This is a genomic window from Streptomyces sp. NPDC055243, from assembly GCF_044544025.1.
GTDB lineage: Bacteria > Actinomycetota > Actinomycetes > Streptomycetales > Streptomycetaceae > Streptomyces.
Genome location: NZ_JBITWR010000001.1, coordinates 486,895 through 499,589, shown reverse-complemented (window position 1 = coordinate 499,589; position 12,695 = coordinate 486,895). Strand labels below are relative to the sequence as shown.

General features: G+C 70.3%; 9 protein-coding genes. 2 read left to right on the top strand and 7 right to left on the bottom strand.

All coding sequences use genetic code 11. The features are described 5' to 3' along the window. Nucleotides 1-32: 32 nt before the first annotated feature. Genes ACIGXX_RS02600 through ACIGXX_RS02570 form a run of 7 tightly spaced genes read right to left on the bottom strand, consistent with a single transcriptional unit; the run spans nucleotide 33 to nucleotide 7,967 of the window. Nucleotides 33-785 carry a PIG-L deacetylase family protein gene (locus tag ACIGXX_RS02600; protein WP_351156739.1) on the bottom strand — a complete coding sequence of 251 codons (753 nt, stop codon included), beginning with the start codon at nucleotides 783-785 and terminating at the stop codon, nucleotides 33-35. Nucleotides 786-824: 39 nt separating this feature from the next. After that, the gene (locus ACIGXX_RS02595; RefSeq protein ID WP_351156741.1) at nucleotides 825-2,159 is read right to left on the bottom strand and encodes an alpha/beta fold hydrolase; all 1,335 of its coding nucleotides are present in this window, start codon (nucleotides 2,157-2,159) and stop codon (nucleotides 825-827) included. A gap of 49 nt (nucleotides 2,160-2,208) precedes the next feature. Then, entirely contained in the window at nucleotides 2,209-3,225 is a 1,017-nt protein-coding gene (locus ACIGXX_RS02590) for a LacI family DNA-binding transcriptional regulator (RefSeq protein WP_399971989.1), read from the bottom strand. A gap of 57 nt (nucleotides 3,226-3,282) precedes the next feature. Further along, on the bottom strand, nucleotides 3,283-4,386 hold the full coding sequence (rhaS, locus tag ACIGXX_RS02585; RefSeq protein WP_399971987.1) for a rhamnose ABC transporter substrate-binding protein: 1,104 nt from the start codon (nucleotides 4,384-4,386) through the stop codon (nucleotides 3,283-3,285). Between the two features lie 56 nt (nucleotides 4,387-4,442). Continuing rightward, nucleotides 4,443-5,441: an ABC transporter permease gene (locus ACIGXX_RS02580; protein WP_399971985.1), complete on the bottom strand. Its 999-nt coding sequence runs from the start codon at nucleotides 5,439-5,441 to the stop codon at nucleotides 4,443-4,445. Beyond that, nucleotides 5,434-6,474, bottom strand: coding sequence for an ABC transporter permease (locus ACIGXX_RS02575; RefSeq protein WP_351156753.1), 1,041 nt, complete (start codon nucleotides 6,472-6,474; stop codon nucleotides 5,434-5,436). The genes ACIGXX_RS02580 and ACIGXX_RS02575 overlap by 8 nt, the downstream gene beginning before the upstream one ends. Next, nucleotides 6,471-7,967 carry a sugar ABC transporter ATP-binding protein gene (locus ACIGXX_RS02570; protein WP_399971982.1) on the bottom strand — a complete coding sequence of 499 codons (1,497 nt, stop codon included), beginning with the start codon at nucleotides 7,965-7,967 and terminating at the stop codon, nucleotides 6,471-6,473. The genes ACIGXX_RS02575 and ACIGXX_RS02570 overlap by 4 nt, the downstream gene beginning before the upstream one ends. 322 nt (nucleotides 7,968-8,289) lie before the next feature. Here ACIGXX_RS02570 and ACIGXX_RS02565 point away from each other — a divergent pair, with 322 nt between their 5' ends. Together ACIGXX_RS02565 and rhaI are read left to right on the top strand one after the other, a co-directional pair. Next, nucleotides 8,290-11,487 carry an alpha-L-rhamnosidase gene (locus ACIGXX_RS02565; protein WP_399971980.1) on the top strand — a complete coding sequence of 1,066 codons (3,198 nt, stop codon included), beginning with the start codon at nucleotides 8,290-8,292 and terminating at the stop codon, nucleotides 11,485-11,487. Between the two features lie 33 nt (nucleotides 11,488-11,520). Next, nucleotides 11,521-12,690, top strand: coding sequence for an L-rhamnose isomerase (gene rhaI / locus ACIGXX_RS02560; protein WP_351156762.1), 1,170 nt, complete (start codon nucleotides 11,521-11,523; stop codon nucleotides 12,688-12,690). Nucleotides 12,691-12,695 lie beyond the last annotated feature (5 nt).

Here is a 12,695-nt window from a genome sequence, read left to right as displayed (position 1 = left end):
AGTTGACGTGCCGTCAGCGTAGTGGCGCCGGCTCAGCGACTGAAGACCTCGAACGGCACCGCGGGCTTGCCTCCGAAGCGCGGCGCCGCCTGCTGGGCGTTGCCGATGAGGAACTCACGGCAGTACTTCTCGGGGTCCTCCTGCGTCAACACCTCGATGTACGTGCGGTGTTCGAGGAGGGAGCGCACGGAGCGCTCGAGCCCGGCCGTGGCGTCCACCGCGTGCGTGGGCGACGACGAACCGGCGACGGCCACCCAGCGCACGCCGTCCCAGGGCTCGAGGGCGTCCTCCTCGAGCAGCTCGGGGAAGATCCAGCGGTTGCCCGCGTCCCCCACCGCGTCGAGCGTCGCGCGGCCGACGGCGACGTGGTCCGGGGTGTTCCAGGCGACGCCGCCCCAGGTGTCGCGGTGGTTGAGCGTGATCACGAGTTCGGGCCGGTGCCTGCGGACCGCGGCGGCGATGTCGCGGCGCAGGGCGGTCCCGTACTCGATCACGCCGTCCCTGTGGTCGAGGAACTCCACGGTCGACACGCCGACGACGGCCGCGCTGGCCCGCTGCTCGCGCTCGCGCAGCGGGCCGCAGGTGGCGGGGTCGAGGGTGTCGATGCCCGCCTCACCGCGGCTGGCCAGGAGGTAGGCGACCTCGCGTCCGCCGTCCGTCCACCCGGCGATCGCGGCCGAGCAGCCGTACTCCAGGTCGTCGGGGTGGGCGACGACGGCGAGGGCGCGCCGCCAGTCCTCGGGCATGGGGGTGAGCTGGTCGTTCGCATTCAACGGCTCTGTCATGCCCGCAGCCTAGCTTCGCCGCCCCCGGTCGCGGAGGACTCAGACCTCGCCCCGGGCGAGGGCGAGCAGCCGGTCGAGGACGCGCGGCGAGCCCGTCCGCAGGCCGTCGTGCTCGTACTCGTCGGTGACCCAGGTCCGCAGCCCGCGGATGGAGCGGGCGGTGCGCAGGGAGTGTTCGGTGTCGACGTACATGTCGTCGTGGTAGACGGCGGCCGCGGCGGGCACCTCGTTCGCGGCCAGGCGTGCCGTGTCGTAGAGGGGCGCCCAGTCGGTGCGTGCGGCAAGGAGCTCGGCGGTCTCGCGCAGCGGCCGCAGGGCCGGATCGCAGTCGAACTGCCAGCGCTGGACGGCTTCCCCGGTGAACAGCAGCGGCGCGTCCCCGGCGAGCGCCTTGCCCGGGTCGAACTGCGGGAACTCGCCGCGCAGCCGCTCTGCCGACCAGTCGGTGGGCCGCTCGCCCTGTCCGTAGATCGTCTCGTGCATCAGCGCGAAGAGCGGGCGGTTCGCGAGCGACAGGTTGGCCTGTACGTCTTCCTGGAACGCGTCGGAGAGCTCGATGCCCGCCGGGGTCCTCACGAAGGCGTCCTCCAGGAGGTAGTGCAGGCGGTGGCTGCCGTCCTTCGTGCCGAGCAGCATGCCCAGGGACTGGAACGCCTCGACGGTGAGGCGGTAGCCGCCGTTCAGGACCGGCTCGTGCTCGGAGAGGTGGGCGGCGATGCGGCGGGCGCGCTCGATGTCCTGGGGGTAGCGGGCGTAGTGGGCGGCGCTCTTGCGCGCCATGCGCGGGTAGGCCGCACGGTAGACGTCGTCGGCGTGGCCGTCGAGCGTGGGCAGGCCGCCGGTGATGATCGCGGTGTGCAGGCCTTCGGGGGCAGCCGACAGGTAGTGGGTGGCGCAGAAGCCGCCGAAGCTCTGGCCGAGGACCGTCCAGGGGGCGCCGCCGGTCAGCTCGCGCCGGATCAGTTCGCAGTCGCGGACGATGGAGTCGGCGCGGAAGTGCGTGAGGTAGTCGGCCTGCTCGCGGGGGCCGCCGCGCAGCGGGAGCGTCTGGCGCGTGGCCGGGGTGGAGCTGCCGGTTCCGCGCTGGTCGAGCAGCAGCACCCGGTAGTCCTGAAGGGCCCTGCCCAGCCACGCCTCCTTGCCCACGAAGCGGTTGGCCCCGCACCCGGGACCGCCCTGCAGATACACCAGCCACGGCAGGTCTGTTCCCCCGTGGCCCCCGTGGGCGCTCGCCACGGCCTCACGGGCGAAGACCTCGATCCGCTCCCCCGCCGGGTCGTCGTGGTCGAGGGGCACGGAGAAGCGGTGGTCGGTGAGGACCACACCGGGCTGACGGTAGGAGGCAGTGGCGGTCAAGGGGGCTCCTGGGCGCATACGGAAGGGGACACTTCGCCCCAGTTCAGCACACCCGTCGCGGGGCCGTTCAGCGGGGCACCAGGCTGGAGCGCCGTACGACGAGCTCCGGCTGGAGGACCACCCGCCGGTGATCGTGTTCTTCCGGCTCGGCGTCCGACTCGGTCTCCTCCAGGAGGAGTTCCGCGGCCATGGCGCCCATCTTGATGGCGGGCTGGCGCACCGAGGTGAGCGGGACGACGGCCGCGGCGGCGAACTCGATGTCGTCGTAGCCGACGATGGCGATGTCCTCGGGCACGCTGACCCTGGCCGCGTACATGGCCTGAAGCACCCCGAGGGCGAGCAGGTCGTTCGCGCAGAAGACGGCCGTCGGCCGCTCGGCGAGACCCAGGACGCGGGCGCCCGCGTCACGTCCCGCGGCCACGTCGAGGCGCTCGGTGGGCAGCTCCCGCAGCGCGGATGCCGGAAGTCCGGCCTCGGCCAGCGCCTGCAGCGCTCCCTGCCTGCGGTCCTTGACCTGGTTGAGGCCGGGCGGGCCGCTCACGTACGCGATGCTGCGATGCCCCGTGTCGACGAGGTGGCGCACCGCGAGCGCTCCGCCCAGGACGTCGTCCACGGAGACGGAGCACTCGGTGGCGCCATCGGCGACCCGGTCGACCAGGACGAAGGGGATGGCGTGCCTGCGGAACGCCTCGATGTTGCGTCCCGTCGCGTCGGCCGGGGTCAGCAGGACCCCCCGTACCCGCTGCTCGGCGAAGAGCGCCAGATACTCGGCCTCTTCGGAGGGGCTCTGTCCGCTGTTGCACATCATGACGCGGAGCCCGGCGTCGCGCGCCGCGCGCTCGGCGCCGCGCGCGACGTCCACGAAGAAGGGGTTGCCCATGTCGAGCACGAGCAGCGCCATGATGCGGCTCTGCCCCGCGCGCAGCTGCCGCGCGGACTCGCTGCGGACGTAGCCGAGCCGTTCGATCACGGACTGCACCCGGTGGCGGGTCTCTTCGGAGACCACGTCCGGGCGGTTGATCACATTCGACACCGTGCCCACCGACACGCCGGCGTGCTTGGCCACGTCTTTGATGCCGACCATGCGTCCCCTTGTTCCGTTGCTCGTGCGGCGCCTGGTGCGCCGCAGCGTGCGATCCCCTCAGAATTTGTACTGGTCGATGTTCTTCTTGTCGAAGACGGTCGGTTCGCCGAGATCGACGACCCCCTTGTCGCCGATGGTGAAGGTACCCAGGTCGCCCGCCTCGAACTTCTCGCCCTTCTTGCCGGTGATCTGGCCGGACTTCAGGGCCACGGCGGTGTGCGCGGCGAGCGCGCCGAGCTTGGCCGGGTCCCACAGCTCGAAGCCCTCGACGGTGCCGTTCCTCACGTACTGGCGCATGTCGTTGGGCGTGCCGAGGCCGGTGAGCCGCACCTTGCCCTTGTACTTCGACCCCGAAAGGTACTGGGCGGCCGCCTTGATGCCGACGGTCGTCGGCGAGATGATCCCGGCCAGCTTGGGGTGCTCCTGGAGGAGGCCCTGGGTCTGCTGGAAGGACTGCTGGGCGTCGTCGTTGCCGTAGGCGGTCTTGACCAGCTTCATGTTCTTGTACTTGGGCTTCTTCAGCTCGTCCTTCATGAAGCCGATCCAGGTGTTCTGGTTCGTCGCGGTCTGGGCGGCGGAGAGGATCGCGATGTCACCCTTGTAGCCCAGCTGCTTGCCCAGCAGCTCGACCTGGGTGCGGCCGAGCGCTTCGGCGCTGGACTGCGAGACGAACACGTCACGGCACCCGGGGTTGGTGTCCGAGTCGTAGGTGACGACCTTGATGTCGTTCTTCATGGCCTGCTTGAGAGCGGTGCACAGGGCGCCGGGGTCCTGCGCGGAGACGGCCATGGCGTCGACCTGCTGCTGGGTGAGCGTGTTGACGTAGGAGACCTGGCCGCTGGTGTCGGTGGCGCTGTTGGGGCCGGTCTCCTTGTACGTCGACCCGAGCTCCTTGAGCGCTTTCTCGCCGCCCTTGTCGGCGACGGTGAAGTACGGGTTGTTGACCTGCTTGGGCAGGAAGGCGACGGTCAGGCCCTTCTTGGTGGCCGCGTCCGGGTCGGCCTTGGCGTTCGAGGCCTTGGCCGCGTCGTCGTTCTTCGAGGACTCCTTGGTGGTGCCTGCGCAGGCGGTGGCGGTCAGGGCGAGCGAGGTGACGGCTGCCAGGGTCACGCAGGCGCGGGTGAGGGTGGAGCGGCGGACGGAGCGGCGGGGAGAGAGCATCGTTGGTCCCTTTCGGACTTCTTTCGGACTTGTCGACTTGTCGGCGGTACGAGGGGTCAGCGGGCGGGCGCTGCGGCGCGGCGGCCCGCTCGGGCGACGGCGATCTGCCGGGCCACGCGCGGCCCGAGCACGGACACCACGAGCAGCACGCCGGTGACGACGATCTGCGACTGTGCGGAGACGTTCAGCAGGCTCATCGCGTTCTGCAGGGCGCCGAGCAGGAAGACTCCGGCGATGGCGCCGCCGAGGGTGCCCTTGCCGCCGTCGAAGTCGATGCCGCCGAGCAGGACGGCGGCGACGACGGACAGTTCGAGGCCGGTGGCGTTGTCGTAGCGGGCGCTCGCGTAGTGCAGGGCCCAGAAGATGCCCGTGAGCGAGGCCATGAGACCGGTGAAGACGAACAGCCACAGCTTGTGCCGCTTGACGCGGACGCCGGCGAACCGCGCGGCCTCCTCGTTGGCGCCGAGCGCGAAGAGCGAGCGCCCGAAGGGGGTGGCGTGCAGGACGACGACGGCGATCGCGAGCAGCACGAGGAAGGGCAGGAAGGCGTACGGCAGGAAGGTGTCGCCGACGCGTCCGGCCGCGAAGTCCAGGTACTGCGTGGGGAAGTCGGTGACGGCGTCCGAGCCTAGGACGATCTGTGCGATGCCCCGGTAGGCGGCCATGGTGCCGATGGTGACGGCGAGCGAGGGCAGTCCCAGGCGCGTCACCAGGAGCCCGTTGACCAGACCGCAGAGGACTCCGAGCAGGAGTACGAGCGGAATGATCGTCTCGATGGCCATTCCCCCGTTCCAGAGCGCGCCCATCACCGCTCCGGAGAGGCCCGCTGTCGAGGCCACCGAGAGGTCGATCTCTCCGGAGACGACGAGGAGCGTCATCGGAAGGGCGATCAGGGCGATGGGCAGCGTGTTGCCGATGAGGAACGACAGGTTGAGGGCGTTGCCGAAACCGTCGACAAAGGAGAAGGACATCAGGAGGAGGACGACAAGGAGAGCGCCGACGACGGTGTCCCAGCGGACGGCGCGCGTGAGCGTGAGCCGGTTGGAGTCAGCCATGGCGTGCGTTCCTCTTCTTCAGGGCCTTGGCGACGCGCAGGGCGACGATGCGGTCGACGGCGATGGCCAGGACGAGCAGTACGCCGTTGATGGCGAGCACCCACACGGAGCTGACGCCGAGCGCGGGAAGCACGCTGTTGATGGAGGTCAGGAGCAGGGCGCCCAGTGCCGCGCCGTAGACGCTGCCGGAGCCGCCGGTGAAGACGACGCCGCCGACCACGACGGCGCTGACGACGGTGAGTTCGTAGCCGTTGCCGGTGGCGGAGTCGACGTTGCCGAAGCGGGCCAGGTAGAGCGCGCCGGCGAGTCCGGCGAGCGCTCCGCAGGCCGTGTAGGCGGCGAGGATGCGCTTGCGCACGGGGATGCCGGCGAGGCGTGCGGCCTCGGGGTTGGAGCCGAGGGCGTAGAGCTCGCGTCCGCCGCCGAAGTGCCGCAGGTAGTAGGCGACCGCGACCAGGACGGCGAGTGCGATCAGCGCCAGGTAGGGCACGGCCGAGATTCCGCCGGAGCCGAAGTCGACGAAGCCGTCCGGCAGGTCGGAGGCGGTGATCTGCCGGGAGCCGACCCAGATGGAGTCGATGCCCCGGATGATGTAGAGGGTGCCGAGGGTGACGACGAGGGCGGGCACCTGGCCCAGGCTCACGAGCGCCCCGTTGAGCAGACCGCAGCCGACGCCGAGCGCGACGGCGAGGAGGATGGCGAGCGTCGAGTCGCCGCCGCCCTGGAGGTAGTTGCCGGCGGCGAAGGCGCTGATCCCCAGTGTGGAGCCGACCGACAGGTCGACGTTGCGGGTGATGACGACCAGGGCCTGTCCGGTGGCGACGAGGACGAGGATGGTGGCGTTCAGGAGCAGGTCCTTGATGCCCTGCTCGGAGAGGAACTCGCTGTTGCCCGCCTGGGTGACGCCGATCATCACCAGGAAGACCAGCAGGATGGCCAGTTCGCGCATCTTGAAGACGCGGTCGACCAGGCGGGTGGCTCCGGCCTTCGCCGGGTCGACGGCGGGTGCCGGGCTCTGGGTGGTCACGCTCATGCCGTCCTCCCTGTGGCGGCCGCCATCACGGACTCCTCGGTGGCCCGCGCGCGCGGGATCTCGGCGGTGAGCCGCCCTTCGTGCATGACGAGGACCCGGTCGGCCATGCCGAGGATCTCGGGCAGGTCGGAGGAGATCATCAGGACCGCGACCCCCTCGGCAGCGAGTTCGGAAAGCAGACGGTGCACTTCGGCCTTGGTGCCGACATCGATGCCGCGGGTGGGTTCGTCCACGATCAGCACCTGGGGCTTGGTGGCGAGCCACTTGGCGAGGACGACCTTCTGCTGGTTGCCGCCGGACAGGGTGCCGACGGCGTCGGCGATGCGCGCGTACTTCACCTGGAGCCGCACCGCCCAGTCGAGCGAGCGGCTGCGTTCGGCGCCGCGGTCCATGAGGCCCGCGCGCACCGTCGTCCGCAGCCCGGTGAGGCCGATGTTGCGCTCGATGGACATGTCCATCACCAGCCCCTGGGCGCGCCGGTCCTCGGGGACGAGCGCGAGCCCGGCCGCCATGGCGGTGCTCGGGGCGCCGTTGAGCAGCGCCTTCCCTTGCACCTCGACCGTTCCGGCGTCCCACTTGTCGACGCCGAACACCGCCCGCGCGACCTCGCTGCGTCCGGCTCCGACGAGTCCCGCCAGTCCGACGATCTCGCCGCGCCGCACGTCGAACGACACGTCGGTGAAGACGCCTTCGCGGGTCAGCCTGCGGACGCTCAGCGCGACGTCGCCCACTTGGGTGTCCTGCTTCGGGTAGAGCTCGTCGAGGTCACGGCCCACCATGCGGCGCACGAGATCGTCCTCGGTCAGGCCGGTGAGCGGCTCGCTCGCGATCAGGCCGCCGTCCCGCAGGGTGGTGACGCGCTGGCACAGCTCGAAGATCTCCTCGAGGCGGTGCGAGATGAACAGCACGGCGGCGCCCTGTTCGCGCAGGGTGCGGACGACGCCGAAGAGGCGGGCCACTTCGCTGCCGGTGAGCGCCGCGGTCGGCTCGTCCATGATCAGGACCCGGGCGTCGAAGGAGAGCGCCTTGGCGATCTCGACGATCTGCTGGTCGGCGATGGAGAGCCCGCGCGCGGGCTGGTCGGGGTCGAGGTCCACGGCCAGGCGCTTGAAGAGCGCGTCGGCCGCCGCGTGCACGGCCTTGTGGTCGACGCGGCCGAGCGAGCGGCGCGGCTGGCGCCCCATGAAGATGTTCTCCGCGACGGAGAGGTCGGGGAAGAGCGTCGGCTCCTGGTAGATGACGGCGACGCCCGCGTCCCTGGCGTCGCCGGGGCCGTGGAAGACGACCGGGGACCCGTCAAGCGTCAGCACCCCCGCGTCCGGCCGGTGGACCCCGGCGAGGGTCTTGATGAGGGTGGATTTGCCTGCGCCGTTCTCGCCCGCGAGGGCGTGCGCCTCACCGGCGTACAGCTCCAGGGAGACGTCGTGCAGGGCGCGCACGGCCCCGAAGGACTTGCTCAGGCCCTGCACGGCAAGGACGGGGGGCTCTCTCATAGGTAGCACCGATCGGTCACGAAGGGCATGCGGCTTCTGGCATGGGGGAACAGGCGTCGGGCGTCAGTGGTCAGGCGCCGGGGCCAGGGGTCGGGCGTCATCGGGAGTCACCTGCCGGACACCCGGCGTGAAAGGTTTCAATCAATTTTCAGGGAAGCTAAACCCGCGCCAACTACGGCGTCAATGGGCGTGACTTGAAAATCCTGTCGCCACTTGATGCACCAACGGCAAAGCACACCAGCCCCCTTGACATCAGGCAGCGCCCTCCCTAGCTTCGCCTCTCGTGAAACGATTCATCGTCGAGTCGTTACGGAGTCGAGTTGTGATCAGCAGAAGACGACTGCTCAGCACCACCGCCACGGCCGCCCTGGGAACGGCGATGGCCGCCGGGGCCGTTCCGGCGGCCGTCGCCGCCCCTTCCGCGGGGGGCCGGGCCCTCCGCGTGACCAGACCGACCGTCGAGTACGTGAGACACCCCCTCGGTCTCGACGTGCCGCGTCCGAGGCTCAGTTGGCCTCTGACGTCCACCAAGGAGGGCCAGGCGCAGACCGCCTATCAGGTGCGCGTGGCCAGCGCCCCGGGCCGCATCGCCGAGCCCGACGTCTGGGACAGCGGCAAGGTCGCGTCCAGCGACTCCGTCCTGGTCCCCTACGCGGGCCCCGACCTCACGTCCCGTACGCGCTACTACTGGTCGGTCCGGGTCTGGGACAGCGCGGGCCGGGCCTCCGAGTGGAGCGAGCCCTCCTGGTGGGAGACCGGGCTCTTGGCGGCCAAGGACTGGACCGCACGGTGGATCGGCGCGCCCGCTTCCCTCGTCGGCGCGCCCGCCCTGGACGCCGCCTCGTGGATCTGGTTCCCCGAGGGCGACCCCGCCACCAGCGCCCCGGCGGCCACCCGTTGGTTCCGCGGCCGCGTCGATGTCCCCGAAGGGGTTACTCGCGCGCGCCTCGTCATGACGGCCGACGACGGCTACACCGCGTACGTGAACGGCACGCGGGTGGCGCACACCGAAGCGGACAGCGCCGCCGACAACTGGCGCCGCCCCGTGGTCGTCGACATCACGGCCCAGCTGCGCCCCGGCGCCTCGGTCGTCGCCGTCTCGGCCACCAACGCCACGACCGGGCCCGCCGGTCTGCTCGGCCTGCTCGAGCTGACGACCGCCGACGGCGTGCGCACGCTCACCACCGACGGCACGTGGAAGGCCACCGACAAGGAGCCGTCGGGCGACTGGCGGTCGACCGGGTTCGACGACGCCTCCTGGGCCGCGTCGAAGGTCCTCGCCGCCTGGGGCTCGGGTCCCTGGGGCAAGGTCGCCGCCCACCACTGCCCCGCCGCGCAGCTGCGCCACGAGTTCCGCCTGCGTCCGGCCAAGAAGGTCGCGCGGGCGCGGCTGTACTCCACGGCTCTCGGCCTCTACGACGCCTGGCTGAACGGCGAGCGCGTCGGCGACGACCGTCTGGCGCCCGGCTGGACCGACTACGACAAGCGGGTCCAATACCAGACGTACGACGTGACCCGGCAGCTGAAGCCCGGTGCCAACGCGCTCGGCGTGACGGTCGCGGTCGGCTGGTACGCGGGGAACGTCGGCATGTTCGGTCCGTATCAGTACGGCGAACGACCGGCGTTCCTGGGCCAGCTGGAGGTCACGTACACCGACGGCTCGACCGACCGTGTGCTGTCCGGCACCGACTGGCGCACGGCCACAGGACCGGTGACCGCCGCGGACCTCCTGTCGGGCGAGGACTACGACGCCCGCCTGGAGACAGCGGGCTGGACGCGCGCCGGCTTCGACGACTCGGACTGGATCAAGGCTGATGCCATCGACAAGGTGAAGGCCGCCGTCGTGGCCCAGATCGACGGGCACACGCGCGTGGAGAGCGAGATATCCACCCAGAAGGTGAGCGAGCCCGAGCCCGGCGTCTTCGTCTTCGACCTCGGCCAGAACATGGTCGGCGCGGTCCGCCTCACCGTCTCCGGGAAGGCCGGCACGAAGGTCCAGCTGCGCCACGCGGAGGTCCTCAACCCCGACGGCACCATCTACACCACCAACCTGCGGACCGCGCGCGCCACCGACACCTACACGCTCAAGGGCGGCGGCAAGGAGACGTTCGAGCCGCGGTTCACCTTCCACGGATTCCGCTACGTGGAGGTGACGGGCTACCCGGGCAAGCCGCCGCGCGACGCCGTGGTGGGCCGCGTGATCCACACGTCGGCTCCGTTCACGATGGACTTCAAGACGAACGTCCCCATGCTCAACCAGCTGCACAGCAACATCACATGGGGCCAGCGCGGCAACTTCCTGTCCATCCCCACCGACACCCCGGCCCGCGACGAGCGACTCGGCTGGACCGGCGACATCAACGTCTTCGCGCCGACCGCCGCCTACACGATGGAGTCGGCGCGCTTCCTCACCAAGTGGCTCGACGACCTGCGCGACGGGCAGCCCGACGACGGCGCCTTCCCTGACGTGGCCCCGTTCGTCGGAACGGTCGGCAAGGGCGTGGCCGGCTGGGGAGACGCCGGAGTGACCGTCCCCTGGGCGCTGTACCAGGCGTACGGGGACACGCGTGTCCTGGAGCAGTCCTGGTCCTCGATGCTGAAGTGGCTCGACTACCTGGAGAAGCACAGCACCGGATATCTGCGCCCCGCCGAGGGCTACGGAGACTGGCTCAACATCCAGGACGAGACCCCCAAGGACGTCATCGGCACGGCCTACTTCGCGCACAGCGCCGACCTGGTCGCGCGGACCGCCGAAGCCCTGGGCAAGGACCCTGCCCCGTACAAGAAGCTCTTCGGCAGTGTCCGAGACGCCTTCCGCGCGGCATACGTCACCAGCGGCGGCCGGGTGAAGGGCGACACGCAGACCGCGTACGTCCTGGCCCTGTCCATGGAGCTGCTCGCCGACGGCGACCGCGCACCGGCGGCCGCCCGTCTGGTGGAGCTCATCAAGTCCAAGGAGTGGCACCTGTCGACGGGCTTCCTGGGCACCCCCCGGCTGCTTCCCGTCCTGACGGCCACCGGCCACACGGACGTCGCCTACCGCCTCCTGGTCCAGCGGTCCTTCCCCAGCTGGGGCTACCAGATCGACAGGGGCGCCACGACGATGTGGGAGCGCTGGGACTCCATCAAGCCGGACGGCAGCTTCCAGGACGCCGGCATGAACTCCTTCAACCACTATGCCTACGGCTCGGTGGGCGAGTGGATGTACGCGAACATCGCGGGCATCGCACCGGCCGACCCGGGCTTCCGCAAGATCCTCGTCCGCCCCCGCCCGGGCGGCGGCGTGACCGAGGCGCAGGGCAGTTTCGACGCCCTCTACGGCCCGGTCACCACCCATTGGAAGACCGACTCCGAGGGCTTCCGTCTCACGCTCACCCTGCCCGCCAACACCACGGCGGAGGTCTGGATCCCCGCCGACGAACGATCTCAAGTGACGCACGAAGCGGCCGAGTTCCTGCGGATGGAGGACGGCTGCGCCGTCTTCGCCGCGGCCTCCGGCACCCACCGCTTCTCCAACTGACCCACCTCGACCGCTCTTTCGGAAGGCTGCGCGATGACCGCCGGAACCAGCAAGGACGCCGTGAAAGCGGCACTCACCACCCAGGCCCTGGAGACCCCGTCCTGGGCGTACGGCAACTCCGGTACGCGCTTCAAGGTCTTCGCGCAGCCAGGTGTCCCCCGCACGACCCGGGAGAAGATCGACGACGCCTCCCGCGTGCACGCCCACACGGGTGTGGCTCCCAAGGTGGCCCTGCACATCCCCTGGGACAAGGTCGACGACTACGCGGCACTCGCCGACTACGCCGCCGAACGCGGCGTGACGCTCGGCGCGATCAACGCCAACGTCTTCCAGGACGACGACTACAAGCTCGGCTCGGTCACCAACCCGGACCCGACGGTCCGGCGCAAGGCGCTCGACCACCTCCTGGAGTGCGTCGACATCATGGACGCGACGGGTTCACGCGACCTGAAGCTGTGGTTCTCCGACGGCACCAACTACCCCGGCCAGGACGACATCCGCAGCCGCCAGGACCGCCTGTCGCAGGCGCTGCGGACCACCTACGACCGACTCGGCGACGACCAGCGCATGCTCATCGAGTACAAGCTCTTCGAGCCGGCCTTCTACGCGACGGACATCCCGGACTGGGGCACGGCCTACGCGCACTGCCTCAAGCTCGGCCCGAAGGCGCAGGTCGTCGTCGACACCGGCCATCACGCGCCCGGCACCAACATCGAGTTCATCGTCGCGACCCTCCTGCGCGAGGGCCGCCTCGGCGCCTTCGACTTCAACTCGCGCTTCTACGCGGACGACGACCTGATGGCGGGCGCCGCGGACCCCTTCCAGCTCTTCCGGATCATGTACGAGGTCGTCCGCGGCGGAGGCCTCACCTCCGACATCGCGTTCATGCTCGACCAGTGCCACAACATCGAGGCGAAGATCCCCGCGATCATCCGCTCGGTGATGAACGTGCAGGAGGCCACGGCGAAAGCGCTGCTCGTCGACGCGGACGCGCTGGCCGAGGCCCAGCGGACGGGCGACGTGCTGGCCGCCAACGCGGCGCTGATGGACGCCTTCAACACCGACGTCCGTCCCCTACTGGCAGAAGTCAGGGAGGACTCGGGGCTCGACCCTGATCCCATGAGGGCCTATCAGGAGTCAGGCTGGCAGGAGCAGATCGTCAAGGATCGCGTGGGCGGCGAGCAGGCCGGATGGGGGGCATGAGCGAC